Genomic DNA, 24,600 nt, shown 5'->3' with positions numbered 1-24,600 from the left:
GGGCGAGCCAACGCCGTAGCAGAAATTACTCTTTGACTATATTGAGATATTTTATTGTTTTCAACAATATATGAACTTCACAGACAGAAAATCGCCAGATTTTCGTCATTCCCGCGCAGGCGGGAATCCAGGACGTCGTGCTGCTGCAATTTTGGATAGGCTTCTGAAACGCTCTGCTTCTGGACTCCCGCCTGCGCGGGAATGACGAATCCTCACGGATTCTGTCTACCTAAGAAAATACGTTACTGAAAACTATAGTGGATTTTTTATTTCTCCAACTATAGCACGAAAGATATGTAAAGCCGTCTGAAAAATCAGTGATTTTCAGACGGCTTTTGTGGGGTGCTGTTAGTTTTTGCACCGGGTAGATTGATGAGTAAATCGTCTGAAATCCTTGAATAACGGGATTTTGGGCGATTTTTTTTGGATTTTTGTCGGACATCAGCTTTTGCGCGGAATGGCACAAAAGTGAGCGATTTTTTGAACCGGATTGATGCCGGATTGGATTTTTTGGACGGAATTTAAACCGGATTTAAAGATGGCTTAAATCTGGCGGCCGAACCACTCAACTTTACCGACGACTTGCACGTCGTTGGACTCATCTCTTAAGTCAATCTCAAACGGGGCGTATGCCTCATTTGCCGATGTGAACAGCAATTTGCCGCCAGGCATCGATTGGATGCGCTTAACCACCAGCTCATCGTTGATGCGGACAACGTATAAGCCGTTGCCGGGGCGGTTTTTGGCGTGATTGACCAGAATCGTATCGCCGTCCTCCAGCACGCCGGTCATGCTGTCGCCCTTGACGGCAATCACAGACAGATCCTTAGGATTGGCGCGCAGGTAGTTGTCGACCCAATAACGGCGGAAAGCCATGCGCAGCGTGGATTTGTGGTCTTGGTTGTAATGACCGTTGCCGGCTGAAGCCTTAATGTTGTAGCGGGGAACAAAGACGAACTCGGAAACATCTACCGAATTGCCCAATGTGTCCTCTACTATATATTGCTTATCTTCTGCCGGCTCGATTGCTGGTGAATCTGCAAATGGAGCGCCTTTGCCGGTCAAGAGCCAAGTTAAATCAACGCCTGTGCGCTCATGAATCTTAACCAAACTCTCAGCTTTAGGAATCGCTCCCTCATCCCACACCCGCTTAAAACCCGGAAAAGACATATCTATCTCTTTTGCAATAGTGGTGGGCCTAACATCCTCAGGCCAGAGGGATTTTAGTCGTGTCAAAAAATCATCCATAAAGGGCTCCCGCCTAGCAAATGCGAGAAAGCAAATAACTAAGCAAATAAACCATTCTTTTGCTATGTAGTAAATGCTTATTTACATCATATACTTAGTGAATAAATTGCAAATTGAAGTATTTTTTACATAGCAAAAGCTTGCTACTGAATTATTTACTTAGTATTATGCACACACGTTAAGCAAGTAGATGTAGCAAACGAACTAAGTAAATGGAGGTAGTGCAAATGAAAAAAAATACAGCAGACTGGCATCGGGCGGATGTGGTCGCTGCGCTCAAAAAAATGGGATGGACAGTACGCTCGTTATCCGTTGCCAATGGGTTGAGCCCCAATACATTAAAAACGGCGCTGGCCGTACCCTATCCCAAATGCGAACGGATCATTGCAGACGCTTTGGGAATGCAGCCTGAGGAAATCTGGCCTCAGCGATACGCAAAACGTAACTTTAAGCCTCAGCTCCATGCAGCAAATGCTGAGTGCGCGTAACGTTTATGCAGTCAGTTTAGTGCCAAAAAGAGAATTATGCACCCCAAAAGTTTCTTTTTTGTGAGAAATCGACAATGAGAAAAGCGGCAGATATTAAAGCAACATCATTAGATCACGCAATCGCTTTAACCAAGCAATACGCAAAAGCAAACCGAATGCCATCAAAAGTGATGGCGGATCTGATGGGCGTTGAACTTAAAACTTATTACCGGTGGCTGCTTGAAAACAGCATCCCACTCAACCGGATAGCGCAATTTGAGGCGCTTGCAGGCTGCCATTATGTGAGCGAATACCTGTGCATCATGGGGGGAAACCGTGTTGTGATTAATATTCCGCGCGGCCGAAAAGGCAGTGCGAGAAATATGGCTGCAGTGAATACTCAGGCAGCTGATGCGCTGGCAAAACTGGCGAAATGGTATGAAGACGGCAGCGGCGTGGACGAAACTATCGAAGCATTAAGTAATTTATTGGCAGTTTTGGCCTATCAGCGCGAAAACTTAAAGTTGGCTCAAACCCCTGAACTCTGTTTTGGAGGCCAAGATGAGGACGACGAATAACCTGCTCTCGGCCGCCGATTTGGCAAGCATGAATCTGGCTTGTCTGCCCGCCACCCGGCAAGCGGTTGAGCACCGCGCAAAAAAGCAAGGTTGGCCGGTTGAGTGGCAAGATGGTATTGGCCGGGGCGGAAAAAAACGGATGTATCCGCTTACCGGATTGCCGCCTGAAATCCAAACCGCCATCCGCGAAAAACAGGCGGCGGAAATTTTGAGCCGGGCGGATCAGTTGCCGGTGGCGGTGGTTGGGAATCCGCCGGCGGCCAAGCCCAAAAAGCTCGGGGTGGCGCTGCGGCGTGAAGCGCAGCTGATGATCCCGCTGGACGACCTGATGAAAGGATACACCCAGAAGCAGAAAGACTGCGCCCATGCGCGGATGGCGTTGGCATCGGCGGTGCTGCATATCCACCGTGTGGCCGGTTTGGCGCTTAAGCCTGCGATTGCGCTCTTGATTGAACGCATCGAAACGGGCACGGCGGATGCGGTGTTGGTGGCGGCGGTGCCGCTGGCCAATGCCCGCAGCGGCGGCAAGGCTAAATTATCTGCCCGCTCGCTGATGGGCTGGGTGCAGGATTATAAACACGGGCAGACCCCCGCCGAGCGTCTGGCGCTGCTGGCACCGAAGACCACCAAGCAGGAAACGCCGATTATGGCCTACGGCTGGCTGCCGCACTTTGCCAAGGTGCACTGTATCCCGAGCGCACCGTCTTTGTCGGAATCGTATCGGGTGTTTGCGGCGGCCTGGCAGCGCGAGCAGCGGCCGGAGCAGCTGCCCACGCTGCGGCAAGTAACCCGGGTGTGGGGCAAGCTGCCGATGATTATGCAGGAGCGCGGCCGCAAGACGGGCGCGGCGTATAAGGCGATTTTGCCCTATGTTAAGCGCGATTGGGATGCGCTTAATCCCAATGATGTGTGGATCGGCGACGGCCACAGCTTTAAGGCCAAGGTGGCGCATCCGCTGCACGGGCGGCCGTTTAAGCCCGAGGTTACTGTGTTGATTGACGGCTGCAGCAGGATGGTGATGGGGTTTTCGGTGTCGCTCGCGGAAAGCTGCGTGGCGGTGGCCGACGGGCTGCGGATCGGCATCAAGCATTTTGGTGTGCCGCTGATGTATTACTCGGATAACGGCGCCGGCCAGACCGGCAAGACGATTGACCATGAGATCACCGGCCTCACCGCCCGTTTGGGTATCCACCATGAGACGGGCTTGCCCGGCAATCCGCAAGGGCGCGGCATTATCGAGCGCTGGTGGCAGGACAATCTGATTGCGCTGGCGCGGCAATATGAGACCTTTGTCGGCGCGGGCATGGACAGCAGCACGCAGTCGCTGATTTACCGCAAGATGGAGAGCGCTTTTAACGCGCTGGATAAGGGCAAGGCGCTGACCGATGAGCAGCAGCGCTATCTGCAAAAGCTGCCCAGCTGGAGCCGGTTTATCGCCGATGTTGCGGCCTGTATCGATGCCTACAACGCGCGGCCGCACTCGGAATTGCCGAAAAAAGCCGACGGCAGCCGCTACACGCCGGCGGAATACCGCGACAAGCGGCTCGCAGACGGCGGAATCACACCGGATTACCTGAGCCAACAGGAGCTGGATATGCTGTTTATGCCGCAGGAGATCCGCAAGGTGCAGCGCGGCTGGATTGATTTGTTTACCAATCAATATTTTAGCGAGGATCTGGCGCAATACCACAAAGACGAGGTGCGCGTGGCTTATGACTTGGACGATGCACAAACCGTGGTGGTGTATGACTTGGACGGCAAGTTTTTGACCAAGGCCAAACTCAACGGCAATAAGCGCTCGGCCTTTCCGCTCTCGCGGCGGGATCAGTTGGCCGAACAGCGCGCACAAGGCCGGATCAAGCGCTCGGAACAGGCGATTGCTTTGGCCAAAGCGGAGCTTAATCCCGCACTGGAGCAGGCGGCGGCGCTGGATGAATTGTTTGGGGCGCAATGGCGGCAGGCATCGGGCAGCGATGTGTTGATGAGCCGGCCATTGGTGGCAAGAGATGACGATATTGTGTTGTTTAAAACCGATTTGGAGGAAGAATAAATGGACCAAAAACTGCATGAGCAATTTGTCGAGCATTATCAAAAGAGCGGCTTGAGCCAAAGCCAGTTGGCGCGCGCGGTTACCGTGGCGCCGGCGGCGATCAATATGTATCTCGGCAAGAAATACCAAAAATACGGCGGCAATCTCAATACGATCGAAGCCAAGATCCGCGATTATCTGGAACGGGTGGCGGCCAACAGCGCGCGGGCGCAGCTGCATCAGGTGTTTGTGCCGACCAAGACGGCGCGCCGCATCCATGAAGTGATGAATGATGTGCATCATGATTGCGAGGTGGCGGTGATCTACGGCCAGGCGGGCTTGGGCAAAACCATGGCGGTGCGCGAATACTGCCGCGAAAATCCGACCGCGATCCTGATTGAGACCAATCCGAGCTACACCGCGCAGGTGTTGATGCGCAAGATTGCGGCGGCGGTGCGCGTGCCGACATCGGGCACGCTCAACGAGGTGTTTGAGGCGGTGGCCGAGCGCCTGCGCGACTCCAAACGGCTGCTGGTGGTGGACGAAGCGGAAAACCTGCCCCTGCGCGCTCTTGAACTGCTGCGCCGTCTGCATGATGAGACCGATATCGGGCTGGTGTTAAGCGGTATGCCGCGCCTGATTGTCAATCTGCGCGGCAAGCGCGGCGAGCTGGTGCAGCTTTATAGCCGGGTGAGCATTGCGGTGGCGCTGGGCGACACTTTGCCGGATGCCGAGTTGGACAAAATCGCCCGCGCCGCCCTGCCGTCGGCCGATGATGAGACGGTGGCGGCGCTGGTTAAGGAGAGCGGCGGCAATACGCGCCGGCTCAATAAGCTGATGCTCGGCGTGGTGCGCAGCGCGGATAAATTGCAGATGCCGATACAGGCGGGGATTGTCAAAAAATACAGCACGGTGTTGATCCGCTGATGGCCGGCTTATATTTTTTTGCCTTTTGAAAATTATAAGCTATTGAAATATAAGGAATTGCAAAATGGAAATGCTGATTGAGAAAGCCTGGCATTGGGCGGGCGCGCTGTTGGCGGTGTTGGCGGTAGCGCTGTTTCAGACGGCCTGCGAGCCGCAGCCGGTGGCGGCGGTGGCCGTGTCGATGCGGCCGGCGGCAGACGATGCGGCTCAAGCCGATGCCGCTTGGCGCAAGGCATACGGCGCGATGAGCGACGATGAGCGTATGCGCGGGGTGGTGTATGAGCCTGAGTAATCTTTTAGGCAGCGCGAAGTGCTGTGTGCAATGCGGCGAGTTGCGCGGGCTGGGGAGCTTTTTGGTGGACGGCCAAGTGCGCGATGTGTGCGGCGAGTGCCGAACCCGGGCGAAAAAAGAGATGGATAAGGTCAGGCAGCCCAGCTATGCGCTGGCTAAAGACGACTGGCCGCCGATGCCGGAAATCCTGAAAAACCAATACTGGAGGAGCCATGCAAACGATTAGGCGCAGGCAGACGGCCTGCTGGCAGCGGCGCAATGCCACACATTGGATGAACCGCCTGCAGCGACGGCGGGCGGCGGTAAGAGCGATACAGCAACGGTTTGGAAAAGGCGCCATCACGATGGGGGATGGGCGGATGATTGGAGCGCGAGATGAACACCAAATGCCCTAACTGCGGTGCAATCAACAGTTTAGACAGCCTGCTGGCCAATGCCGAATCTGCCGAGCTGCTGCGGCTGCTGGCCGATTTAAGCGATTTGGGCGCGCTGGCGCTGCGCTATCTGGGGCTGTTTCGTCCGGCCAAAAGCCAGCTCTCGTTTGCCCGCGCCGCCAAGCTGCTGGCCGAGATTGTGCCGGCGATCCGCGCCGGCGAGATCTGCCGTGACGGCGTGGTCTGCTCCGCACCGCCCGAGGCTTGGCAGCATGGTTTTCGAGCGGCGCTTGAGGCGCGTGATACAGGCCGTCTGAAACTGCCGCTTAAATCGCACGGCTATCTCTACGAGATTATCAGCCAATGGCGGCCGGAAAAGGCTTTGCCGGAACCGGCAAACCGATTGCAGGACAAGGCGGCCAAGCCCAGCCAGACGCTGCGCTCCGCCGCCAAACTTGAGGAGTTGAGACGATGAGCAAACTGCCTGCCCCGCTTTACAACGAGCTGCTGGACGGCCTGCAGTTGATGCTGGCGCTGCGCTTAAGCGGCGCGCCGGCGGCCGATACGGTGGCGGCGACGGCCACTGCCTGGGAAATGGCCTTGAGCCATGGCCGAGCGTGGGATGAGGCGGCCGATCAGGGGCGTTTTCAGACGGCCTTTAGGCAGATGGCCGCCGAAATGACTTGGTGGCCGGCGCCCGCCGATTTGCTGGAGCGGCTGCCTCCGCGCCCGCCGCCGGTGCAGTTGGCGCATCACTACCACCCCACAGCAGCGCAGCGCGAAGCCGCTGCCGAAGTCATCCGACAATGCCGCCAAGTGCTGGCGGCGAAAAGAATCCATCAACCCGACCAAAAGGAAAATCAAAATGGCTAAAACCAAAACCCGCATTAAACAGCCGGCGATTGCCGCTGCCCAAGACCGCGCCGAAGTGACCGCGCATATCCGCCGAATTGGCGACTTGCAGCGCGAAGTCAAACGCCTGGAAACCGAGGCAGGCGATAAAAAAGCCGCCATCGAAGAAGAGTATGCCGCGCTGGCCGCGCCGTACTGCCAAGAAATCCTGGCCTTATCGGAGAGCGTGGCTGCCTATTGCGAGGCGCATAAAGACGAGCTGACCGAACAAGGCAAGACCAAAACGGTGGATTTTGTGACGGGGCTGGTTAAATGGCGTATCCGCCCGCCGAGCGTTAAGGTTACCGGCGTGGCCGCCGTGCTGGCCTGGCTGAAAGACAAGACCGCCTACGCCCAGTTTGTGCGCACCAAGCACGAGATCGATAAAGACGCGATCCTCAATCAAAAAGAGCGCTTTGCCGACGGCCAAGTGCCGGGGATTAAGATTGTGTCGGGGGTGGAGGATTTTGTGATCGAGCCGACGGAGCAGGAATTGGCAGGTGTCTGACATCCAATAGTCGTAGGTCGGGCATTGATGCCCGACGCAACACACCGCAATTCTGTCGGGCATCAATGCCCGACCTACACCGCCTGAAACCCCAAATCCAAGCGGATTGTACGCAGCCCGCTTCAGTTTGGCGTTTTGCCCTATAATGAATGCCTTGAATGACATTTGCGTGAATTGGAGAAGGTCATGAAAGCGATTCAAGGGCTGTTTATGCTTTTAGGTGTGCTGCTGATGTTGTTGGTGAAATGCTTCGAGTGGCTAAGCGCGTATCGGAAACATCGAAAAGCGAAACCGCAAACAGAGCAGTGCAAGCAAGCAGAGCAGCAGCGCAAGCAAGCGGAGATTGCCGCATGGCAGGCTGATTTGCATGCCAAAGCCAATGCAATCAGGCAGTCAAAGCAAGAGCAGAAAGAGCGCACGGCTGCTGAGTGCGCGCAGAAATGCGAAACACTGAGCGGCTATCTGGAAGTGAGGCAAGCGCTTTATCATGAAGTGTTGGGTCTTTTGAATATTTTTTCCGGCAATTACCGGATGGATCCGGATACCCGGACACAACAAGTGATTTGGGAGTCGGTAAAAATCATTTTGGAAAGCAAAAATGCCAAAACGATAGAGTCGCGCATCAATGTGATCCAACAGTACTCTGAAAGTCTAGGCTATCCTGTTGTGGATGACTATGTGTTTAAGATATTGCATACCCATGGTTTCTTAGTTCAGATTGCCGCTTTGCAGGACAAAAAGGAAAGCTATAAAACCCAAGCCGCCAAAAACAAAGCGGATACGAAGATGGAAGAGCTTTTCGAGCAGGCGCTTAGCGCAGAGACGGTTTACCGGCAGCCTTTGCAGGAGTTCCGGCTGCTGTGCAAACAGCAGGATACCGAAGCGCTTGCCAATCTCGGGATTTTGCCGTAAAGTAAAAAAAGGTGCTCAAAACACCTTGATTACTGTACGGATATAACGCCCCGATAGTGCGCATTTTTTACGCCTATCAATTACAGATGGCCTGATTAAGGCCTTCTGTATCCCAGCCTATGGCCGGGCGTGCGAGGAATACAATACCTGCCCTGCAGGGAATAACTCCGCCGCTTACAGTACGGTTTTGAGCACCCGGCCGCCCTTTTCGGGCAATTCTCAAATTTCCTATCAAAAAGGATACTGTAATGAACTCCCAATTAATCCCTACTGTTTCCGGTCAACTTGACGGTCAAACTCAAGCGCTTGTTGATGCACGCGAATTGCATGATTTTTTAGGTGTAGAAACCCAGTTTAAAGACTGGATTAAACGTCGGATTGCTGATTATGGATTTGTCGAAAATGTAGATTTTTCTTGCTGCTCAAATTTGAGCAGCGGAGAAAATCAAAGACTTAGGGGATTTTTCGGCGGGCATAACCGCATTGACTATCTGATCTCCCTCGACATGGCAAAAGAGCTCTGCATGGTCGAACGCAACGACAAAGGCCGCCAAGCTCGCCGTTACTTTATCGAAATGGAAAAACAGGCCAAAGCCATTCCCGATGCCGTGCTGTGGCGGATTGACGCGCTCGAAGACGCCTATTTCCAAGCCGCGCCTGAAATGCTCAGTCTGCTGCGCTACCGCAATATGGGTCTGAACCTGACCGAAATCGGCAAACTGTTGGACTTAAACCCCGGCGCGGTGTCCTACCGCCTGAAAAAGCTGAATGATTTGGGCTTTGTGCAGTATCAGGCCAATCCGCAAATCGGCCGTTATGCCCAACAATCGTTGTCTTTGGAGGGCTGAATCATGGCACAGCAAACCTATACCCTGACTTTCAGCGACGACGATCTGAAACATCTGGATATTGCCTACTTTACGCTGAATTATCTGGCCGGTACCGGCGCTGATTTGGACCTTATTCAGGGCGGTTTGGCAGCACTTACCGAAACTGCCTGCCAGCATCTCGAACATTTGTACGGCGCCATGTATACCGCTGCCTGCGAAGCCCATTGCCGGCCCGGGCAGACAGGCGGATCGGCAAAGGCCGCTTAGTTCTCTCTGATGTCCGAAGGCCGTCTGAATTTTCAGACGGCCTTTTTGTTATCTTTTGTAAAGTGTTTGACAGTTTTTTAAGCCGAAATATCATTTAGGCTATTGATATAAATTAAATAAACAGCAAAATGAAACCGTCGGACACCCGCAAAAAAATGATCGCCAAAATCAAGATCGGCCAGAAAGAGCTGGCCATGGCCGAGCAGGACTACCGCGCCATGCTGCTGCGCGTGACCGGTAAAAGCAGTTGTGCGCTGTTGAGCGAGGGTGAGTTGGAGCGGGTGTTGCGCGAGCTGGGGCGGCTGGGGTTTGCCTCGCAATCGGCAGGCCGTCGGCCGCTGCGCCGTGTGGCGGCCAAGCCGCTGATGGGTAAGATCGAGGCGCTGTTGCTGGATAACGGCTGGACTTGGGCTTATGCCAACGGCACGGCCAAGCGGATGTTCGGGGTGGAGCGGGTCGAGTATTTGGATAACGAGCGCCTGCATAAGGTGGCGGCGGCTTTGCAGATTGCGGCCAACCGCAAGCGTAAAAACAAGGGAGGAGACGGCGATGGAGATCGGACGCGCGGAACATCTGCTGCCTGAGTCGGTGGCGGATATTGTGGCGGTGATCGGCCTGGAGGCCACCGCCGATTTGGTGGCCGCAATCGGCGGCTGCCGGTTTAAGTTTGGGCGCGGGGTGCGGGATACGCCGCGTTTGCGCCTGCTGTTTTCGGTGATCGGCGAGGCCAAAACTTATGATCTGCTGCGGGTGTACGGCGGCGAGGAGCTGTATCTGCCGCGCTGCGACAAGGCGTTGCGCGCTTTGCGCAATGAGCAGTTTAAGGCCGAGTATCTGGATTTAACCGAAAAACAGGGTTTGAGCGGCGTGATGGCGATCAGCCGGCTTTGCCCTCGCTATAAGATATCCGACCGCACGGCTTATACGATTTTGCGCAGCAAAACCGAGCCTGTGACGCAGCAGCGCACATTATTCTGACGCCTCCAGACTTGCCGCCCGATCCGGGCGGTTTTTTTGCGCCTGTTTCAGACGGCCTGCAGGGGCTGAAACCCGTCCACTGCCTTGCTGCGGCGCGGAAAAAATACAATTAAAGCCTGTTTAAGGTGTATCTGGATTGACGTGACACGGGGCAAATATGAGTTTTGAGCAATTTATCGACCGCGTTTTGGCGCACGAGGGTGGCTATGTCAACCACCCGCGCGACCCGGGCGGCGAGACCAATTGGGGCATCACGCGCCGCACGGCGCAGGCCAACGGCTACACGGGCGCGATGCGCGAGATGACGCGTGTGCAGGCGGTGGCGATTTATCGTCGGGCGTTTTGGCTGCGCTACGGCTTGGACAAGATGCCGCCGGCGGTGGCCTATCAGGTGTTTGATGCGGCGGTCAACCACGGCTGGGGCAATGCCGCCCGCTTTTTGCAGCGCGCGCTGGATGTGGCCGATGACGGCCGTGTCGGCCCGGTGACGCTGGCGGCTTTGGCCAAGGCCGATGCGGCGGATGTGGTGTACCGCTTTTTGGCCGAGCGGCTGGTGTTTTATACCAAGCTCTCCACCTACCCCACCTTCGGGCGCGGCTGGCTGCGTCGCGTGGCGCACAATTTGTGCTATGCGGCGGTGGATACGGGGCATCCGCGCGCGCTGGATGTGGCCGAGAGCATTGAGCGCTTTGTGCAGAGCAATAAGCAGTTTGGCGCCCAGCAAGTGGCCGGCGCACGCTCTTATGTGGCGCGGTTGCACGGTTTGACGGGAGGTGCGGCCAATGGGATTGCCTAAAGTGATTGCCGCTGCCGCGCTGACGGTGGCGTTGCGCGATTTGTCGGTGCGCTGGCAGGTGGCAGACAAGTTATGCGCTGCGGGCTTTCCGGCCGTCAGCCGCAAATCAGGGGTGGCGGCCGCCAAACGTGCGGCTAAAAAGCGAAAGGCAAAAAAATGAAACTGATTAAATGGCTCTCGGGGCTGGTGTCCAACCCCGCCACCGGCCAAATTTCGCACACCAAGCTGTGGGCCAATGTGGCGGCGTTGGCGATGACGATTAAGTTTGCCGGCACGAGCGATGCGCCCGAATGGCTGTGGTGGGCTTATGGCGCGATGGTGGGCGGCTATGCGCTGATCAAGCGCGGCATTGCCGCCGTGCCGCAGGTGGCGCAGATCGCGCAAGGCAAGGAGCGCGATGATGCCGCTTAACTGGATTAAGCCGCTGGCGCGGGTGCTGCTGGTGGCGGCTGCGGTGTTGGCGGTGTATTTCGGCGGGCGCCATGACGGCCAACGTCTGGCGGCGGCCGAAGCCGAAAAGCAAATGGCCGTTATGCACGCGGCCGCTTTGGCAGTGGAGCAGGATTACGCGGCCAAGCTCGCCGATGCGGCGGCCGAAAAGCAGAAATGGTATGACTTTGCCCAAAAGCAAAGCGTGGATTTGGCGGCGGCGCTGCAGCAATTGGATGCAGCCGAGGCCGCAAACAAAAAGGAAATCCCCAATGCGATCAAACAAGACAATGCCGGCGCTGTGCCTTATGGCGGCCTTGGCGACAACAGCCTGCGGCTCTACCGCAAATCCCTCGGCTACTCCGATTAAAGTGATTGAGACTCCGGCGATGCCGCCGCTGCCCGCTGCGCTGCTGGTGCCGCCGTTGCGCCCCGCACCGCCGGCAAGCGGCACGCCGCAGGCGCTGTTGGAGCACGCGGCCGAGTTTGGCCGTTATGTGGGGGCGCTTGAGCAGCAAAACGCCGCCTGGCGCACATGGGCGGGAGGCATCAAATGAGGTACCGCGATTTGGTGCAGCGCGTGATTGCGGCCAAGCACGCCGATTTGGAGCTGGGCTTGAGCCGCGCCCGCGAGCAGGAGGGGTTTGTGCTGCTGGTGTCGCAGCTGCTCGAGAGCACCTGCTGGCCCTACACCGTGCGCATGGACAACCGTTTTGCCGTTACCTTTGTGATGTCGCGCGGCAAGGTGCAATTTGAGCACCAAATCCGCGCGGTGTGGCAGACGCTGGCCGCGCGCTATGAGGTGTACCGCACCGGCGATGCGGTTGAGGTGTGCAGCTGCCGGCCGGACGGCTACAGTTGCCGCGTGGTGTTTGAGGAGGAGTGAGATGGGCGGAGTGACCCCGATCACGGTGGAGTATGTGTTTGGGCTGGTGGTGTCGTTTCTGATCGCTTTGCTGTGGTATTGGGTTAAGTCGATTTCAGACGGCCTGAAAGAGGCACGCGACGAGCGCGACGAACTGCGCGGCATGGTGCATCAGGTCAAAATCGACTACGCCACCAAGGCCGATGCGCGCGCCGATGCGCGCCAAGTGATGGATGCGTTGGGGCGGCTGGAAAACAAAGTGGACAAGCTGGCCGACAAGCTGGACAGAAAGGCAGACAAAGCATGAACCAAGATCCGATTTTGGCGGCGCTGGCCCGCATCGAAGCCAAGCAGGATATGTGTTTGGAAAATCAACAGATTATGGAAGAAGGGCTACAGAAAATCCGCACCGAAACCCGCCGTATTTCGGCGGCCACCGGCGCGGCGGCCGGCGGTGTGGCCGGTGCGGTATCGGGCGGCCTGGTGGCCGCCGGCGTGGCCTTGATCAAGGCTAAACTGGGGCTGTAACCATGGCGCACCCGAAAGAGACCCGCGAGCGATTGCGCCAGCTCTATATCAGCGGCCAGCAGACGCTGGAGACGGCGGCGATTGTGTGCCAAGTGCCGCAGGCCACCGCGCGCGCGTGGAAACGCACGGCCAAAGAAAAAGGCGACGATTGGGACAAACTGCGCGCTGCCTACACGCTGGCCGGTGGTGGTATTGAAGACCTGAGCCGCGCGATGTTGGCCGGTTTTATGGTGCAGTACAACAGCACCATGACGATGTTGCAGGATACGTCGGTGGAAGATTTAACGCCGTCCGAACGCGCCAAAATGCTGGCGAGCTTGGCCGATGCGTTTACCAAAACCGTGGCCGCCAATGCGCGCGTGATGCCGGAAACATCGAAGCTGGCAACGGCGTTGGAGCTGATTGAAATGCTGATGGCGTTTGTGCAAGAAAAACACCCCAAACATCTGGCCGCGTTTGTGGAAGTGCTGGAGCCGTTTGGGGCGGAGGTGGAGAAGCGGTTTGGTTAGTGGGGTTGTGCGGTAAACGTATCATCAGGATGTTTGCTGGCAATCCCAAGTCCAACCATTTTATTTAAATGGCTGGTTAACTTTTCCAGCGAAATTTTAAAGCCTTGCTCTTGCAATAAACCCTGTATTTCAGACGGCGTATGCTTTCCGCTCTCAAGAATTTTATGCAGCGAGTAGTCAATATTCATATTGTCTTTTCCTTATAAATTTTGTAGCAGGCTGATGATTTGCGGAGATGTTACAGCGTCAATGGCTTTTTCCGTGAATTTGGCCAACGCGGCATCTCCCATTTTGCCTACCAGGCTCTTAAGACGGCTTTTTTCTGTAGGGGTAATGTTATCGGCTTGTTCGATTTTGGCTGTCAATAAGTCTTGGATGGTGTCGCTGTGCAGTTTGACGGTGACGACGCCGAGAATGGCGGAGAGTCCGCCGTCATCAGCCAAAAAGTCAAAAGCCTTTTGTGTTGGTTGGGCTGTTTGCCAAAGTATGTCGGGGATATCGGTGCCTATGTAAAGCGCCTTGTTGCAACTTAAAAGATCATGCATTTCAAGATACAAGATATTCCCGACCGCTTCGGATTTACCGTATGTTTGGATTAACTCATTGTAAAAATCATTAGATGGTTCCGCCGGATAGTGGTGCGTTAAATGCTGCAGGATGCTGTTTTGCATTTTTCTATTGATTTCCATTGGTGCTCCTGAGTCAAGATGAAAACAAAAGAATTTTTAAAGTCGCTTGCCAGTTTGGCCGCCAATCTGCGCCAAGTGATCGAGTCCGAAGTCGAGGGCTTCGACCCGTCGCCGGCGGCGGTGGCGGCTCGGCGGGCAAAGGTGTTTGATCCGGTAGATGGTTACGAATATTTTGTCAACACCTACTTTCCGCATTATGTGCGCAGCCAGCACAAATCGCAATTGCATACCTATCTGTTTGCGCGCCTGCCCGAGATCCTGCGCCAGCCTGACGGCCAGCATGACGCGATTGCCGCGCCGCGCGGCGAGGCCAAGTCCACGCTGGTAACGCAGCTGTTTAGTCTGTGGTGCATTGTGACGGGGCAAAAACACTATATCGTGATTGTGATGGACAGCATCGACCAAGCCTATCCGATGCTGGAAGCCATTAAGGCGGAGCTTGAATTTAACCCGCGTTTAAAAACCGATTTTGCCGATGCCTGCGGTCAAGGCCGCGTGTGGCAGGCGGGCACGATTGTGACCGCCAACGATATAAAGGTGCAGGTGGCAGGCTCGGGCAAAAAACTGCGCGGCCTACGCCACGGCCCCTACCGCCCCGACCTGACCATCCTTGACGACATCGAGAACGACGAGCAGGTGCGCAACCCGGATCAGCGGGATAAGGTCAACGGCTGGCTGACCAAAACCGTGCTGCCGCTTGGCGGCGTGGGGCAAAAATACGATGTGGTGTACATCGGCACGATTTTGCACTACGACAGCGTACTCAACCGCACGCTGAATAATCCGTTTTGGCGCAGCATCAAATTTAAAGCCATGCTGCAATGGCCCGACCGCATGGATTTGTGGGACGAATGGGAGGCGGTGCTGCGCAATCACGGCAAGGCCGGCGCGGCAATGGCCGACGGGTTTTACCAAGCCCATAAAGCCGAGATGGACGCCGGCGCGCAAACCAGCTGGGCGGCGCGCGGTGTGTTGGCGCTGATGCAGATCCGCGCCCGCGACGGCCATGCCACATTTGACAGCGAGTATCAAAACGACCCCGTCAGCGGCGATGATGCGCCGTTTAATAAAGCATTGCAGTTTTGGAGCGAACTGCCGGGCGATTTGGTGTATTTCGGCGCGCTCGACCCGTCGCTTGGCAAGGCCGGCGCTAGCCGCGACCCGAGTGCGATTGTGGTCGGCGGCTATCAGCGCACCACCGGCAAACTCTATATTGTTGAGGCGCAAATCAAAAAGCGCCTGCCGGATTTGATTATTGAGGATGTGATCCGCCTGCAGCAGCAATACCGCTGCAAGCTGTGGTTTGTCGAGACGGTGCAGTTTCAGGAGTTTTTGTACAGCGAGCTGGTCAAACGCAGCGCGGCGCGCGGCATACCGGTGCCGGCGCGTGCGGTTAAGCCGATTGCCGACAAGTTGTTGCGGATCGAGACGCTGCAGCCGCATATGGCCAACGGCCTGATTTTGCTGCACGCCGGCCAATCGACGCTGGAGCAGCAGTTCAGGCATTTTCCGAAGGCCGACCATGACGACGGCCCGGATGCGGTGCAGATGCTTTGGGCGGGCGCGGTCAGCAATGCCGCGCCGATCGAGTGGATCAGCACCGCTGATGACGACTTTGACGACTCCGACATTAAGAGCAAGTGGGCAAGATGATGGCCAAAAAAAACAAAAGCGACAAAATCAAGCTGCCGCGCGGCAGCCAGACAATGGATGCGCGCATCACCGCCAACGGCCGGGTGATCGCCGACCATCCGAGCAACCAAATCACGCCGGCCAAGATGCGGGCGTTGTTTGATGATGCCGAAAACGGCGATATCACCGCCCAGCACGAGCTGTTTGCCGATATCGAGGAGCGCGACAGCGCCATTGCCGCCGCCTTGGGTACGCGTAAGCTGGCCCTGCTCGGCTTGGATTGGCGGGTAACGCCGCCGCGCAATCCGAGCGCGGCCGAGGAGCAGTGGGCGGCCGCCGCCGTCGAGCTGATCGGCGGCATCGGCAATTTTGAGGATCTGCTGATGGATCTGCTTGATGCCGTCGGCCACGGCTTTGCCGCGCTGGAGGTCAGATGGGCGTTTTCAGACGGCCTGTATTGCCCGGAGGGCTTTGAGCACAAGCCGCAGTCTTGGTTTAAGTGGGATAAAGACGACAATCTGCTTATCAAAACGCCCGATCATCCGATGGGCGAGCCGCTGTGGCCGATGGGCTGGGTGGTGCACCGCCACAAAAACCGCTCCGGCCAGGCGGCGCGCAACGGCTTGTTCCGCTCGCTGGCGTGGCTGTATATGTTTAAGCATTATGCGGTGCACGACTTTGCCGAGTTTTTGGAGCTCTACGGTATGCCGATCCGAATCGGCAAATACGGCGCAGGCGCAACAGAAAAAGAAAAGCGCACCCTGCTGCGTGCGGTGGCCGAGATCGGCCACAACGCCGCCGGCATTATGCCCGACGGCATGCAGATCGAGCTGCATCAGGCCGCCGCCGGCACGACGGCTGGCTCAAATCCGTTTATGACCATGGCCGAGTGGTGCGAAAAATCGGCCGCGCGGCTGATCTTGGGGCAAACGCTGACCAGCGGCGCCGACGGACAGGCCAGCACCAATGCTTTGGGTCGGGTGCATAATGAGGTGCGCCGCGATTTGCTGGTATCCGATGCCAACCGCCTGGCGCAAACCATCACCCGCCAAATCATCCAACCTTATCTGCAAGTTAATTTTGCCGCATTTGACCCGCGCCGCTGCCCGACGTTTGAGTTTGATACGCGCGAAACCGCCGATTTGGCGGTGTTTGCCGATGCACTGCCCAAGTTGGTGGATGTCGGCGTGCAGATCCCGGAGACCTGGGCGCGCGACAAGCTGGCAATCCCCGATGTACAGGATGGCGAGGCGGTGCTGTCGCGTGCGCTGCCTGACAATCCGGTCAACCGTGCCGCGCTGGCCGCGCTCTCGGCCAAGCTGCCGACGGCCAAGCCCGCCTCCAAAACCCAACTGCTGTTAGACGGCGTGCTGGACGAGGCCTTGGAGCAGCCCGATTTTAATGCGCAGTTAAATCCGGTTTTGCGGCAGGCGGTGGCGGCGGTAATGGCCTGCGACAGCTATGCCGATGCCGATGCCGCGCTCACGGCGCTGTATCCGCAGCTGGACAACCGCAGCCTGCAGCAATACCTGCAGCAGGCCTTGTATTTGAGCGATTTGTTGGGACAGGCCGATGCCGCAGATTAATTTTGCCTTGGGGCTCAAGCCGGAAAAGGCGATTGAGTGGCTCAAGCTCAAAGGCGTGAGCGCCAAGAGCTACCGCCACCTGACGCCGTCTGAAATCGCCAAGGTGTACACCATTGCCCGGATGAGCGATTTGGATATGCTCAACGACATCAAGCAGTCGATGCTGGCCGCCGCCGACAAGGGGCAGTCTTTTGCCGATTGGAAAAAGGGTCTGCTCAACCACTTGGCCGCGCGCGGCTGGCTGCACCCAAACGGCCACAACGGGCAGGACATCATCGACCCCAAGACGGGCGAGGTGTTCGGCGCACCGCGCCGTCTGGACAATATCTACCGCACCAATATGCAAAGCGCCTATATGGCCGCTCAATATCAAACATACATGGCCAATATCGACAACCGGCCTTATTGGCAGTACGACGCGGTGATGGACAGCCGCACCCGCCCCGCCCATGCGGCGATGGACGGCCTGGTGTACCGCTACGACGATCCGTTTTGGGCAACGTTTTATCCGCCAAACGGCTACCGCTGCCGCTGCTCGGTGACCGCTTTGAGCGAGCGCGATATCGAGCGCGGCGGCTATATTGTCGGCCGCTCCACGCCCGAGAATCTGGCGGAAACGCAGAAGATTTACAACAAAAAAGGCGACAGCTATCCGACAACGGCCTATGTGGCGCCGGACGGCAGCAAGATTACCCCCGATCGCGGCTTTGGCTACAACGCCGGCCGCATGAATTACCGGCCGGATTTGGACAATTACGACCGCGCCCTAGCGCACCAGTTTGCCAAGGCGGAAATGAGCGGGCCTGAGTTTCGGGCGGCGTTTAGGCAACTGCACGATGAGTTTTATCAGGTAAAAGCGCGATTGGGGATTGATGGCAAGCCCGACAAGGCGCAGAAAGTCAAGATACAGAACACGCTATCTAGGGAGCTGAAATTTGCAGCGGGTATTTTGTCTCCCGAGGCACAGGCAGTGACGGGCATGACAAAAAGAACGGTTTGGCTGTCGGACAGTACGCTGGTTAAACAGGTGGATAGTCGTGAGGGGCAAAATTTTGGTGAGGAATATTACACATTCTTGCCGGATGTCATTGCGCAGCCTGACTATATTTTTCCGAGCAAACATCACGGCAAGCAAAGTTATTTGCTGATAGCGCAAGTGGACGGTAAGAAATTGATGGCTGTTGTGAAATATCTTCCGAGACAGCAAGAGATTTTTTTAGACAGTTTCCGCGTAATTGGGCAGGATGAGCTGAACAGCTATTTGAAGCGGAATAAATAAAACAGTCATCAGGCAAGTCTGCCGCTAGCTTGCACACGCTCATTTTGATTTTGGGCACCAACCCCAATTCACAGGGAATTGCAAAAAGGCTGCGGTAGGCAGGTTCACCGCTTTTCTGATGACTGTTTAATAATGATCATATCATGATTGAAATCCAAATCAACAATTTATTTGTCGTACAAAACCAGATTGAACGGCTGGGGCGCGGTTTGGACGACAACCGCTATCTGCTGATGCGGCGCTTGTCCGGCACCATGCACGCGGCGGTGATGACCAATTTCCGCCAGGGCGGCCGCCCCAAATGGCTGGGGCTGAAATACCGCAACGGCAAGCCGCTGGTCGATACCGGCGCTTTGCGCGGCAGCATCACTGAGTTGGCGGACAACGACACCGCCCTGGTCGGCACCAATCTGGTGTATGCCGCCATCCACAATTTTGGCGGCATGGCCGGGCGCGGCAAAAAGGTGCGCATTCCGCAACGCGAATTTTTAACGCTGACGGGGCAGGATAAGCAGGATTTGATGGACGATGTGCAGGATTATTTTGCCGGCCTGATCGGCTGATTTTTAAAAACGGCTCAAAAACGCGCTTTTTAGCGCGCTTTGCATTTGGGGTAAGCAAAGGTATTGTCGAGCCGATAAACGCGCTCTGGCGTTTTCAACGGGGCATCAGGGGCGGTTTTAAAATGTGATGTGCAAACCGGATGTGCGGCGGCCGCTTGGCCGCCTTTTTTTGCGCCCCGAATCGGTCTGAAACACCTCCCCTGCGCCCGCTGCCGGCGGCGGCTGCACAATAAGACCATTGTGAGAGAGTTGCCATGTCCAAAAAAGCATCCCAAACCAAACTGACTCTGGCTGCGTGCAGCTTTGAGGTGCAGCCGCGTGACGGCCGCATCCAGCTTTTGCCCTACGGTGAGTTCCGGGCGATTGACGGCCGCCCCTTTGACGCGCCGGCCTGGTATCTGACCGAGGATAACGGCCGTGATGTGGTCGATCTGGCCAATGCCGCGCGCAATCAGCTGGTGGTCGATTACGAGCACCAGACCCTGCACAAGGAGAAAAACGGCCAGCCCGCCCCTGCCGCCGGCTGGATGCGCTGGCTGGAGTTTACGCCCAAAGGCCTGTTTGCCGATGTGGAGTGGACGGATAAAGCCGCCGCTGCGATTGCGGCCAAGGAATACCGTTATATCTCTGCGGTGTTTAGCTACGACACCAAAGGCTATGTGCGCAAAATCTACCATGCCGCGCTGACCAATTACCCGGCGCTCGACGGCATGGACGAAGTGTTGGCGGCAGCGTCGGCACAGTTTTTAAACCCTGAAACGGAGCAAAACCCGATGAAAGAGTTGTTGCAACAACTGTTCGGCCTGCCGCAGGCGACCGAAGACGAGCTGACGGCGGCATTGACTGCGCTGTTGCAAGCCAAACCGCAAGGCGTTGCCTTGTCTGCCGACATCTTTAAAGAGTTGGCCGACAAAGACAGCCGGATCGCAGCCTTGTCTGCCCTGCCGGCCGCCCAGCCTGACCCGACGCAGTTTGCGCCGGTGGCGCTGGTGCAGGAGCTGCAAAGCCAGCTGGCCGCGCTGACTGCCGAGCGCACTGCCGACAAAGGTGCCGAGCTGATTGCCGCCGCGCTGGCCGCCGGCAAACTGCTGCCCGCGCAAAAGGAGTGGGCGGAGAGCGTACTCAAGCAAGACGGCGGCTTGGCGTTTTTGAGCAGCTATATCGACAACGCGCAGCCCGTGGCCGCGCTGACCGGCACGCAGACAGGCGGCAAGGCGGCCGAAACCGTGGTGGCGCTGACGGCCGAAGAAGCGGCTGCTGCCAAAATGCTCGGTATGAGCCATGCCGAGTTTGCCAAAATCAAAACCGAAAAGGACGATAAATAATGGATAAATCAGCCATTTTAACCGCCATCACAGCGGCTTTCCGCAAGGAATTTATGAACGGCTTGGCTGCGGTTAAGCCGTCGTACACCGCCATTGCTATGATCGTGCCGTCAACCACCGCCATCAACACTTATGCGTGGCTCGGTAAGTTTCCGAAGATGCGTGAGTGGGTGGGCGAGCGCCAGATCGAAAAAATGGGCAAAGAGGCCATGAGTCTGGCTAATAAAAAGTTTGAAGCCACTGTGGGCGTGGAACGCACCGACATCGAAGATGATCAGGTTGGTATGTACCGCCCGATGATGGCCGCGATGGGCGAATCCGCCGCCGCGCTGCCGGATGATTTGGTGTGGGGTCTGCTCAAGCAAGGCAAAACCACCACCTGCTACGACGGCCAATACTTTTTTGACACCGACCACCCCGTAAACAGCAAAACCGACGGCACCGGCAGCAACACGCCCACCGCCAACATCACCACCGGCAGCGATGAAGATGTGCCGAGCTGGTATGTGATTGACGACACCAAAACGCTCAAGCCGCTGGTATTCCAAAGCCGCACGGAGCCCGAATTTGAGACCAAGTTTGATCCCGCCAAATCGGACAAAGTGTTTATGGAAGACGTTTACCTTTACGGCTCGCGCCGCCGCTGCGCCGCCGGCTTCGGCTTGTGGCAACTGGCGCATTTGGCCGAAAAAACCGCGCTGACAAAAGCCAACTTGGAAAAAATCATCGTCAAGATGCAGCGCGTCGAGGCCAACGGCGGCTACAAGCTCGACGTCAAGCCCAGCCTCCTGGTAGTGCCGCCCGAGCTGGAGGGCGTGGCGCGCGAATTGTTGGAGGCCGACAAAATCGACGGCACCACCAACACCTTTAAAGGCCGTCTGAAGCTGCATGTGTCGGTGCATCTGTAACCTTTAACGGTTTCAGACGGCCTTTAAGAGCAGTTTAAAGGCCGTCTGAAACGGGAGACCAATATGGCAAAAAACACCAAACCCACCGAAACCCAAGCGCCCGTGCCCGAGGAAAAGACCGAAGCGTTAAGCGCGCAGGAGCTGGCGACGGCCGTTAAGGATCAGGCTGCGGATGTGCAGGCCGAATTGGCCGCTGCACGCGCCGAAATCGACGAGCTGACCGCCAAGCTGACCGATGCCGAAGACGAAAAAGAAGCCTTGGCGCGAGAATTGCGCGCGCTGCGCAGTCAGGCGGACAAAGCCGATAAAAAAGCCGACAGCCGCGAGGCGCTGTTGGTGCGCGCAGCCAAAGGCAAAGAGCTGTGGCGCGGCGGCGTGTTGTTTACCGACCAATGGCAGACCGTGAAACGCGCCGAAGTGGGCGAAACCGCTTGGGCACGCATCACCGGCGAGCCGGCGCTTGAGCGCAAAGAGGCCGAGTAATGGCTTACGCCACCGTGGCCGATATGGTTGACCGCTTCGGCGATCTCGAGATGATCGAGATGACCGACCGCCATCACAGCGGCGCGGTCAATCAGGAGGTGGCCGCTGTTGCCCTGGCGGATGCCAGCGCCGAAATCGATGCCTATCTGGGGCGCTTTGCGCGGCCGTTTGAGGAGGTGCCGCCCATCCTTAAGCGTCTGTGCTGCGACATTGCCCGCTACCGGCTGACTGCCGCCAACGGGGTGTTGATCACCGAGGAGATCCGCAACCGCTATCAAATCGATGTGCTCAACCTGCTCAAGGCGCTGGCCAAAGGCGATTTGCAGCTGGGCGCGGACGGCAGCGATGACGGACAGGCGGCTACTGCCGACAGCGGCGTGATGTTTACCAATGCCAAAAACAGGATCTTTGCCCGTGATAACCCGGATCGAGCAGCAGATTAGCGACCGCCTGCGGCGCGGATTGGGCCGTTTGGTGCGGACGGTCAAAAGCTATAACGGCGAGTTGGACGATTTGCCGGCCAGCATCCACACCCTGCCTGCGGTGTGGGTAACCTACGGCGGCAGCCGGATTGACACACCGTCCGCCGGTCAGCGCCGCTATCAGGATCAGGCCGAGTTTGTGGTGATGTGTGCCACGCGCAGTCTGCGCAGCGAGCAGTCGCTGCGGCAAGGCGGTGTGGATTGGCGCGAGATCGGCAGTAACGACTTGATTTATGCGGTGCGCCGCCTGCTCGACGGGCAGCGTTTGGGTTTGGCCGACAGTCGCGGCCTTATGCCCAAGGCCGTGCGGCCGATTGTCAAAAACACTTTGGTGCAGGCGGCGACATTGAGCGTGGTGGCCGTGGAATACACCTTGCGATTTGACAGCTGCCCCTTGGATAACGACCGCTATCCCGAGCGCACCGATGACCCTGCGCACCCCGATTATCTGTTTACCAAATATCAGGGCGAGCTCTCCGAGCCGTGGCCGTGGTTTGAGGTGATGGACGGATTGATTTTTGACCCGGCAAGCGGCGCAAACGTGCCGCTTGAGCTGGATTTGAGAAAGGATAAGGCATGAGCCTGATTAGCGTTAAGGCGGCAAACGGCCTGCGTGTGCCGCTGGAGGGTAACCCCCACGAATACATCGGCCAAGAGCCGGTGCAGGTGGACGGCGAGAGTCTGTATTACCGCCGTTTGCTGGCCGACGGCGATTTGCTGCCGGTAAGCGGCCGTCTGAAAACCCCGAAATCCCAAGGAGCAAGTCATGGCGACTGAGCATATCTCGTTTGACACCATTCCGGGCAGCCTGCGTGTGCCCGGCCAATACATCGAATTTAATACCCGCACCGCCGTGCAGGGTCTGCCGCAAAACCCGCAGAAAGTGCTGCTGCTCGCGCCGATGAACGGCGGCAGCCAGCCGCCTCTGACGCCGGTGCAGCTTTACAGCGATGCGCAGGCGGGCGATCTGTTCGGCCGTGGCTCTTGGGCGCAGCTGATGGTGCGCCAGGCGTTTGGCAATAACGCCTATCTGGATTTAACCGTCATCGGCCTGCCCGACCATGATTCCGGCGTGGCCGCTACCGGCCGCATCACGCTGGCCGGCACGGTGGCAACCGCTGCGGCGGTGTCGGTGAGCATCGGCGGCCAGTCGGTCAGTGTGGCGGCGCAAGGCGGTGAGCAGGCGTCTGCAGTGGCCGCGCGCCTGCAGGCGGCAATCAACCATGCCGCGCTGCCAGTCAGCGCAGCGGTATCCGACGGCGTGCTGTCACTCACTGCCCGCTGCAAAGGCGAGATCGGTAACGAGGTTGCCTTGTCCGCCGATGCCGGCAACAGCGGCTTGAGCATCGAGGTGTCGGCTATGGCGCAGGGTGCGGTCAATGCGGATATTGCGCCCGCTTTGGCCAAAGTGGCCGGCCGCCAATACCACATCATCGTCTGCCCGTTTGCGGACGATGCTAATCTCAAGGCGTTGTCCAACCATATCGGCCAGGTATCCAACGCCATCGAGCAGCGCGGCTGCATCGGCGTGATCGGCCACCGCAGCACCATGACGGCAGGCGCGGCCATGACCGCCAAGCTCAACGACGGCCGCATTACCTGCGCCTGGTATAAGGGCGCGGCCGAGGCCAATGCTATTTTGGCCGCCGGTTATGCGGCGGTGCTGGCGGCCGAAGAAGACCCGGCGCGCCCGCTCAACACGCTGGAGATTAAGGGTTTGGGCATCACCGCTGATGCTGACTGGCCGCTGTTTAACGAGTGCAACAGCGCGCTTTATAACGGCCTGACCCCGTTAACCGTGGTGGCGGGCAAGGTGCAGATTATGCGCGCGGTATCGACCTACACCAAATCGGCCGCCAACGTTGACGACCCGTCTTTGCTCGACATCACCACCATCCGCACGCTGGATTATGTGCGCCGCTCGGTTAAGGAACGCATCGCGCTGCGTTTCCCGCGCGACAAGCTCTCCGACCGTTTGCTGCCCAAAATCCGCAGCGAGATTTTGGATGTGCTCTACAAATTGGAGCAGGCCGAAATCATCGAAAACGTCGAGGCCAACAAAGCCAAGCTCTTGGTGGCACGCAGCCTGCAGGATGCCAACCGCGCCAATGCGGTTATCCCGGCTGATGTGGTCAACGGCCTGCACATTTTTGCCGGCCGCATCGACCTGATTCTTTAACCCCGGGCGGCCGAAAGGCCGTCTGAAAACCAACCGAAAGGGACAT

General features: G+C 57.2%; 35 protein-coding genes and 2 pseudogenes. 34 read left to right on the top strand and 3 right to left on the bottom strand.

What is annotated here, in order from left to right:
- Positions 1 to 543 precede the first annotated feature (543 nt).
- A complete protein-coding gene (locus BDE01S_RS00990) occupies positions 544 to 1,248 on the bottom strand; it encodes a S24 family peptidase (protein WP_066076031.1) in 705 nt (234 codons plus the stop codon).
- A 227-nt stretch (positions 1,249 to 1,475) separates the two neighbouring features.
- Here BDE01S_RS00990 and BDE01S_RS00985 point away from each other — a divergent pair, with 227 nt between their 5' ends.
- The 23 genes and pseudogenes from BDE01S_RS00985 to BDE01S_RS00885 all read left to right on the top strand — a co-directional run bounded on the left by BDE01S_RS00985 (position 1,476) and on the right by BDE01S_RS00885 (position 13,428).
- Positions 1,476 to 1,736 (top strand): helix-turn-helix domain-containing protein, encoded by a 261-nt coding sequence (locus BDE01S_RS00985; protein ID WP_066076049.1) that lies wholly within the window; start codon positions 1,476 to 1,478, stop codon positions 1,734 to 1,736.
- Positions 1,737 to 1,810: 74 nt separating this feature from the next.
- Complete coding sequence (locus BDE01S_RS00980) at positions 1,811 to 2,293, top strand: hypothetical protein (RefSeq protein WP_066076028.1); 483 nt, start codon at positions 1,811 to 1,813, stop codon at positions 2,291 to 2,293.
- Between the two features lie 118 nt (positions 2,294 to 2,411).
- Positions 2,412 to 4,343: pseudogene (locus BDE01S_RS00975) on the top strand (transposase); the annotation flags it as partial.
- Positions 4,344 to 5,249, top strand: a complete 906-nt coding sequence (locus BDE01S_RS00970; RefSeq protein ID WP_066076021.1) for an AAA family ATPase — start codon at positions 4,344 to 4,346, stop codon at positions 5,247 to 5,249.
- Positions 5,250 to 5,313: 64 nt separating this feature from the next.
- Entirely contained in the window at positions 5,314 to 5,541 is a 228-nt protein-coding gene (locus BDE01S_RS00965; RefSeq protein ID WP_066076018.1) for a hypothetical protein, read from the top strand.
- The gene (locus BDE01S_RS00960; protein WP_147283864.1) at positions 5,528 to 5,767 is read left to right on the top strand and encodes a hypothetical protein; all 240 of its coding nucleotides are present in this window, start codon (positions 5,528 to 5,530) and stop codon (positions 5,765 to 5,767) included. Before BDE01S_RS00965 ends, BDE01S_RS00960 begins: the two co-directional genes overlap by 14 nt.
- A 149-nt stretch (positions 5,768 to 5,916) precedes the next feature.
- Positions 5,917 to 6,390, top strand: coding sequence for an HI_1489 N-terminal domain-containing protein (locus BDE01S_RS00955; protein ID WP_066076046.1), 474 nt, complete (start codon positions 5,917 to 5,919; stop codon positions 6,388 to 6,390).
- Positions 6,387 to 6,788 carry a hypothetical protein gene (locus BDE01S_RS00950; RefSeq protein WP_066076012.1) on the top strand — a complete coding sequence of 134 codons (402 nt, stop codon included), beginning with the start codon at positions 6,387 to 6,389 and terminating at the stop codon, positions 6,786 to 6,788. The genes BDE01S_RS00955 and BDE01S_RS00950 overlap by 4 nt, the downstream gene beginning before the upstream one ends.
- On the top strand, positions 6,781 to 7,314 hold the full coding sequence (locus BDE01S_RS00945) for a host-nuclease inhibitor Gam family protein (RefSeq protein WP_066076009.1): 534 nt from the start codon (positions 6,781 to 6,783) through the stop codon (positions 7,312 to 7,314). Before BDE01S_RS00950 ends, BDE01S_RS00945 begins: the two co-directional genes overlap by 8 nt.
- A gap of 186 nt (positions 7,315 to 7,500) precedes the next feature.
- Positions 7,501 to 8,226 carry a hypothetical protein gene (locus BDE01S_RS00940; RefSeq protein ID WP_066076006.1) on the top strand — a complete coding sequence of 242 codons (726 nt, stop codon included), beginning with the start codon at positions 7,501 to 7,503 and terminating at the stop codon, positions 8,224 to 8,226.
- Between the two features lie 248 nt (positions 8,227 to 8,474).
- Positions 8,475 to 9,074, top strand: coding sequence for an antA/AntB antirepressor family protein (locus tag BDE01S_RS00935; RefSeq protein ID WP_255265788.1), 600 nt, complete (start codon positions 8,475 to 8,477; stop codon positions 9,072 to 9,074).
- A 3-nt stretch (positions 9,075 to 9,077) separates the two neighbouring features.
- A complete protein-coding gene (locus BDE01S_RS00930; protein WP_066076000.1) occupies positions 9,078 to 9,323 on the top strand; it encodes a hypothetical protein in 246 nt (81 codons plus the stop codon).
- 128 nt (positions 9,324 to 9,451) lie between these two features.
- The gene (locus tag BDE01S_RS00925; protein WP_066075997.1) at positions 9,452 to 9,907 is read left to right on the top strand and encodes a gp16 family protein; all 456 of its coding nucleotides are present in this window, start codon (positions 9,452 to 9,454) and stop codon (positions 9,905 to 9,907) included.
- Positions 9,873 to 10,301, top strand: coding sequence for a Mor transcription activator family protein (locus BDE01S_RS00920; protein WP_066075994.1), 429 nt, complete (start codon positions 9,873 to 9,875; stop codon positions 10,299 to 10,301). Before BDE01S_RS00925 ends, BDE01S_RS00920 begins: the two co-directional genes overlap by 35 nt.
- 157 nt (positions 10,302 to 10,458) lie before the next feature.
- A pseudogene (locus tag BDE01S_RS00915) lies at positions 10,459 to 10,944 on the top strand (glycoside hydrolase family 108 protein); the annotation flags it as partial.
- A gap of 154 nt (positions 10,945 to 11,098) precedes the next feature.
- Positions 11,099 to 11,257 carry a hypothetical protein gene (locus tag BDE01S_RS11205; protein WP_156472588.1) on the top strand — a complete coding sequence of 53 codons (159 nt, stop codon included), beginning with the start codon at positions 11,099 to 11,101 and terminating at the stop codon, positions 11,255 to 11,257.
- The gene (locus BDE01S_RS00910) at positions 11,254 to 11,508 is read left to right on the top strand and encodes a hypothetical protein (RefSeq protein WP_066075991.1); all 255 of its coding nucleotides are present in this window, start codon (positions 11,254 to 11,256) and stop codon (positions 11,506 to 11,508) included. Before BDE01S_RS11205 ends, BDE01S_RS00910 begins: the two co-directional genes overlap by 4 nt.
- Positions 11,495 to 11,896, top strand: coding sequence for a hypothetical protein (locus BDE01S_RS00905; RefSeq protein ID WP_147283865.1), 402 nt, complete (start codon positions 11,495 to 11,497; stop codon positions 11,894 to 11,896). Before BDE01S_RS00910 ends, BDE01S_RS00905 begins: the two co-directional genes overlap by 14 nt.
- Before the next feature lies 1 nt (position 11,897).
- Positions 11,898 to 12,083 carry a hypothetical protein gene (locus BDE01S_RS11010; protein ID WP_245934282.1) on the top strand — a complete coding sequence of 62 codons (186 nt, stop codon included), beginning with the start codon at positions 11,898 to 11,900 and terminating at the stop codon, positions 12,081 to 12,083.
- On the top strand, positions 12,080 to 12,412 hold the full coding sequence (locus BDE01S_RS00900; protein WP_066075985.1) for a hypothetical protein: 333 nt from the start codon (positions 12,080 to 12,082) through the stop codon (positions 12,410 to 12,412). The genes BDE01S_RS11010 and BDE01S_RS00900 overlap by 4 nt, the downstream gene beginning before the upstream one ends.
- A 1-nt stretch (position 12,413) precedes the next feature.
- Positions 12,414 to 12,698, top strand: coding sequence for a hypothetical protein (locus BDE01S_RS00895; protein ID WP_082790378.1), 285 nt, complete (start codon positions 12,414 to 12,416; stop codon positions 12,696 to 12,698).
- Complete coding sequence (locus BDE01S_RS00890) at positions 12,695 to 12,919, top strand: hypothetical protein (RefSeq protein ID WP_066075982.1); 225 nt, start codon at positions 12,695 to 12,697, stop codon at positions 12,917 to 12,919. Before BDE01S_RS00895 ends, BDE01S_RS00890 begins: the two co-directional genes overlap by 4 nt.
- Positions 12,920 to 12,921: 2 nt before the next feature.
- Positions 12,922 to 13,428, top strand: a complete 507-nt coding sequence (locus tag BDE01S_RS00885) for a DUF1804 family protein (RefSeq protein ID WP_066075979.1) — start codon at positions 12,922 to 12,924, stop codon at positions 13,426 to 13,428.
- Here BDE01S_RS00885 and BDE01S_RS00880 read toward each other — a convergent pair.
- Together BDE01S_RS00880 and BDE01S_RS00875 are read right to left on the bottom strand one after the other, a co-directional pair.
- Positions 13,425 to 13,616: a hypothetical protein gene (locus BDE01S_RS00880; RefSeq protein WP_066075976.1), complete on the bottom strand. Its 192-nt coding sequence runs from the start codon at positions 13,614 to 13,616 to the stop codon at positions 13,425 to 13,427. The two genes, BDE01S_RS00885 and BDE01S_RS00880, sit on opposite strands and share 4 nt — an antisense overlap.
- Positions 13,617 to 13,628: 12 nt before the next feature.
- The gene (locus BDE01S_RS00875; protein WP_066075973.1) at positions 13,629 to 14,117 is read right to left on the bottom strand and encodes a hypothetical protein; all 489 of its coding nucleotides are present in this window, start codon (positions 14,115 to 14,117) and stop codon (positions 13,629 to 13,631) included.
- Positions 14,118 to 14,135: 18 nt separating this feature from the next.
- On the opposite strand from BDE01S_RS00875, the gene terL reads away from it, so the two are divergent.
- The 11 genes from terL (at position 14,136) to BDE01S_RS00820 (ending at position 24,554) form a co-directional block, all read left to right on the top strand.
- Entirely contained in the window at positions 14,136 to 15,770 is a 1,635-nt protein-coding gene (gene terL / locus BDE01S_RS00870; protein ID WP_066075970.1) for a phage terminase large subunit, read from the top strand.
- The gene (locus tag BDE01S_RS00865; RefSeq protein ID WP_066076041.1) at positions 15,770 to 17,335 is read left to right on the top strand and encodes a phage portal protein family protein; all 1,566 of its coding nucleotides are present in this window, start codon (positions 15,770 to 15,772) and stop codon (positions 17,333 to 17,335) included. The genes terL and BDE01S_RS00865 overlap by 1 nt, the downstream gene beginning before the upstream one ends.
- Positions 17,322 to 18,614 (top strand): phage minor head protein, encoded by a 1,293-nt coding sequence (locus BDE01S_RS00860; RefSeq protein ID WP_066075967.1) that lies wholly within the window; start codon positions 17,322 to 17,324, stop codon positions 18,612 to 18,614. The genes BDE01S_RS00865 and BDE01S_RS00860 overlap by 14 nt, the downstream gene beginning before the upstream one ends.
- A gap of 143 nt (positions 18,615 to 18,757) precedes the next feature.
- Positions 18,758 to 19,177 (top strand): phage virion morphogenesis protein, encoded by a 420-nt coding sequence (locus tag BDE01S_RS00855; RefSeq protein ID WP_066075964.1) that lies wholly within the window; start codon positions 18,758 to 18,760, stop codon positions 19,175 to 19,177.
- Between the two features lie 254 nt (positions 19,178 to 19,431).
- A complete protein-coding gene (locus BDE01S_RS00850) occupies positions 19,432 to 20,502 on the top strand; it encodes a phage protease (protein ID WP_066075961.1) in 1,071 nt (356 codons plus the stop codon).
- Positions 20,502 to 21,410 (top strand): Mu-like prophage major head subunit gpT family protein, encoded by a 909-nt coding sequence (locus tag BDE01S_RS00845; RefSeq protein ID WP_066075958.1) that lies wholly within the window; start codon positions 20,502 to 20,504, stop codon positions 21,408 to 21,410. The genes BDE01S_RS00850 and BDE01S_RS00845 overlap by 1 nt, the downstream gene beginning before the upstream one ends.
- Before the next feature lie 63 nt (positions 21,411 to 21,473).
- Entirely contained in the window at positions 21,474 to 21,893 is a 420-nt protein-coding gene (locus tag BDE01S_RS00840) for a hypothetical protein (RefSeq protein WP_066075955.1), read from the top strand.
- On the top strand, positions 21,893 to 22,336 hold the full coding sequence (locus BDE01S_RS00835; protein ID WP_066075953.1) for a gp436 family protein: 444 nt from the start codon (positions 21,893 to 21,895) through the stop codon (positions 22,334 to 22,336). Before BDE01S_RS00840 ends, BDE01S_RS00835 begins: the two co-directional genes overlap by 1 nt.
- Positions 22,308 to 22,955 carry a phage protein Gp37 gene (locus tag BDE01S_RS00830; RefSeq protein WP_066075950.1) on the top strand — a complete coding sequence of 216 codons (648 nt, stop codon included), beginning with the start codon at positions 22,308 to 22,310 and terminating at the stop codon, positions 22,953 to 22,955. The genes BDE01S_RS00835 and BDE01S_RS00830 overlap by 29 nt, the downstream gene beginning before the upstream one ends.
- Complete coding sequence (locus tag BDE01S_RS00825) at positions 22,952 to 23,152, top strand: DUF2635 domain-containing protein (RefSeq protein ID WP_082790377.1); 201 nt, start codon at positions 22,952 to 22,954, stop codon at positions 23,150 to 23,152. The genes BDE01S_RS00830 and BDE01S_RS00825 overlap by 4 nt, the downstream gene beginning before the upstream one ends.
- Positions 23,142 to 24,554, top strand: coding sequence for a phage tail sheath subtilisin-like domain-containing protein (locus tag BDE01S_RS00820; RefSeq protein WP_066075947.1), 1,413 nt, complete (start codon positions 23,142 to 23,144; stop codon positions 24,552 to 24,554). The genes BDE01S_RS00825 and BDE01S_RS00820 overlap by 11 nt, the downstream gene beginning before the upstream one ends.
- The last annotated feature ends 46 nt before the right edge of the window (positions 24,555 to 24,600 follow it).

Origin of the sequence: Bergeriella denitrificans NBRC 102155 (assembly GCF_001592185.1) — a bacterium.
Lineage (GTDB): Bacteria > Pseudomonadota > Gammaproteobacteria > Burkholderiales > Neisseriaceae > Neisseria > Neisseria denitrificans.
Note: the sequence above shows the minus strand (reverse complement) of the source record. Positions and strands in the feature narration are given on the sequence as shown.

What these genes read in the sequence shown, in the direction of transcription:
- BDE01S_RS00925 (WP_066075997.1), top strand. Translation starts at nt 9,452, where the DNA reads ATGAAACCGTCGGACACCCGCAAAAAAATGATCGCCAAAATCAAGATC.
- BDE01S_RS00880 (WP_066075976.1), bottom strand. Translation starts at nt 13,616, where the DNA reads ATGAATATTGACTACTCGCTGCATAAAATTCTTGAGAGCGGAAAGCAT.
- BDE01S_RS00935 (WP_255265788.1), top strand. Translation starts at nt 8,475, where the DNA reads ATGAACTCCCAATTAATCCCTACTGTTTCCGGTCAACTTGACGGTCAA.
- BDE01S_RS00850 (WP_066075961.1), top strand. Translation starts at nt 19,432, where the DNA reads ATGTCCAAAAAAGCATCCCAAACCAAACTGACTCTGGCTGCGTGCAGC.
- BDE01S_RS00965 (WP_066076018.1), top strand. Translation starts at nt 5,314, where the DNA reads ATGGAAATGCTGATTGAGAAAGCCTGGCATTGGGCGGGCGCGCTGTTG.
- BDE01S_RS00855 (WP_066075964.1), top strand. Translation starts at nt 18,758, where the DNA reads ATGATTGAAATCCAAATCAACAATTTATTTGTCGTACAAAACCAGATT.
- terL (WP_066075970.1), top strand. Translation starts at nt 14,136, where the DNA reads ATGAAAACAAAAGAATTTTTAAAGTCGCTTGCCAGTTTGGCCGCCAAT.
- BDE01S_RS00980 (WP_066076028.1), top strand. Translation starts at nt 1,811, where the DNA reads ATGAGAAAAGCGGCAGATATTAAAGCAACATCATTAGATCACGCAATC.
- BDE01S_RS00985 (WP_066076049.1), top strand. Translation starts at nt 1,476, where the DNA reads ATGAAAAAAAATACAGCAGACTGGCATCGGGCGGATGTGGTCGCTGCG.
- BDE01S_RS00860 (WP_066075967.1), top strand. Translation starts at nt 17,322, where the DNA reads ATGCCGCAGATTAATTTTGCCTTGGGGCTCAAGCCGGAAAAGGCGATT.
- BDE01S_RS00900 (WP_066075985.1), top strand. Translation starts at nt 12,080, where the DNA reads ATGAGGTACCGCGATTTGGTGCAGCGCGTGATTGCGGCCAAGCACGCC.
- BDE01S_RS00890 (WP_066075982.1), top strand. Translation starts at nt 12,695, where the DNA reads ATGAACCAAGATCCGATTTTGGCGGCGCTGGCCCGCATCGAAGCCAAG.
- BDE01S_RS00955 (WP_066076046.1), top strand. Translation starts at nt 5,917, where the DNA reads ATGAACACCAAATGCCCTAACTGCGGTGCAATCAACAGTTTAGACAGC.
- BDE01S_RS00910 (WP_066075991.1), top strand. Translation starts at nt 11,254, where the DNA reads ATGAAACTGATTAAATGGCTCTCGGGGCTGGTGTCCAACCCCGCCACC.
- BDE01S_RS00945 (WP_066076009.1), top strand. Translation starts at nt 6,781, where the DNA reads ATGGCTAAAACCAAAACCCGCATTAAACAGCCGGCGATTGCCGCTGCC.
- BDE01S_RS00820 (WP_066075947.1), top strand. Translation starts at nt 23,142, where the DNA reads ATGGCGACTGAGCATATCTCGTTTGACACCATTCCGGGCAGCCTGCGT.
- BDE01S_RS00885 (WP_066075979.1), top strand. Translation starts at nt 12,922, where the DNA reads ATGGCGCACCCGAAAGAGACCCGCGAGCGATTGCGCCAGCTCTATATC.
- BDE01S_RS00970 (WP_066076021.1), top strand. Translation starts at nt 4,344, where the DNA reads ATGGACCAAAAACTGCATGAGCAATTTGTCGAGCATTATCAAAAGAGC.
- BDE01S_RS00825 (WP_082790377.1), top strand. Translation starts at nt 22,952, where the DNA reads ATGAGCCTGATTAGCGTTAAGGCGGCAAACGGCCTGCGTGTGCCGCTG.
- BDE01S_RS00905 (WP_147283865.1), top strand. Translation starts at nt 11,495, where the DNA reads ATGATGCCGCTTAACTGGATTAAGCCGCTGGCGCGGGTGCTGCTGGTG.
- BDE01S_RS00875 (WP_066075973.1), bottom strand. Translation starts at nt 14,117, where the DNA reads ATGGAAATCAATAGAAAAATGCAAAACAGCATCCTGCAGCATTTAACG.
- BDE01S_RS00960 (WP_147283864.1), top strand. Translation starts at nt 5,528, where the DNA reads ATGAGCCTGAGTAATCTTTTAGGCAGCGCGAAGTGCTGTGTGCAATGC.
- BDE01S_RS00930 (WP_066076000.1), top strand. Translation starts at nt 9,078, where the DNA reads ATGGCACAGCAAACCTATACCCTGACTTTCAGCGACGACGATCTGAAA.
- BDE01S_RS00895 (WP_082790378.1), top strand. Translation starts at nt 12,414, where the DNA reads ATGGGCGGAGTGACCCCGATCACGGTGGAGTATGTGTTTGGGCTGGTG.
- BDE01S_RS00940 (WP_066076006.1), top strand. Translation starts at nt 7,501, where the DNA reads ATGAAAGCGATTCAAGGGCTGTTTATGCTTTTAGGTGTGCTGCTGATG.
- BDE01S_RS00920 (WP_066075994.1), top strand. Translation starts at nt 9,873, where the DNA reads ATGGAGATCGGACGCGCGGAACATCTGCTGCCTGAGTCGGTGGCGGAT.
- BDE01S_RS00990 (WP_066076031.1), bottom strand. Translation starts at nt 1,248, where the DNA reads ATGGATGATTTTTTGACACGACTAAAATCCCTCTGGCCTGAGGATGTT.
- BDE01S_RS00835 (WP_066075953.1), top strand. Translation starts at nt 21,893, where the DNA reads ATGGCTTACGCCACCGTGGCCGATATGGTTGACCGCTTCGGCGATCTC.
- BDE01S_RS00865 (WP_066076041.1), top strand. Translation starts at nt 15,770, where the DNA reads ATGGCCAAAAAAAACAAAAGCGACAAAATCAAGCTGCCGCGCGGCAGC.
- BDE01S_RS00950 (WP_066076012.1), top strand. Translation starts at nt 6,387, where the DNA reads ATGAGCAAACTGCCTGCCCCGCTTTACAACGAGCTGCTGGACGGCCTG.
- BDE01S_RS00845 (WP_066075958.1), top strand. Translation starts at nt 20,502, where the DNA reads ATGGATAAATCAGCCATTTTAACCGCCATCACAGCGGCTTTCCGCAAG.
- BDE01S_RS00840 (WP_066075955.1), top strand. Translation starts at nt 21,474, where the DNA reads ATGGCAAAAAACACCAAACCCACCGAAACCCAAGCGCCCGTGCCCGAG.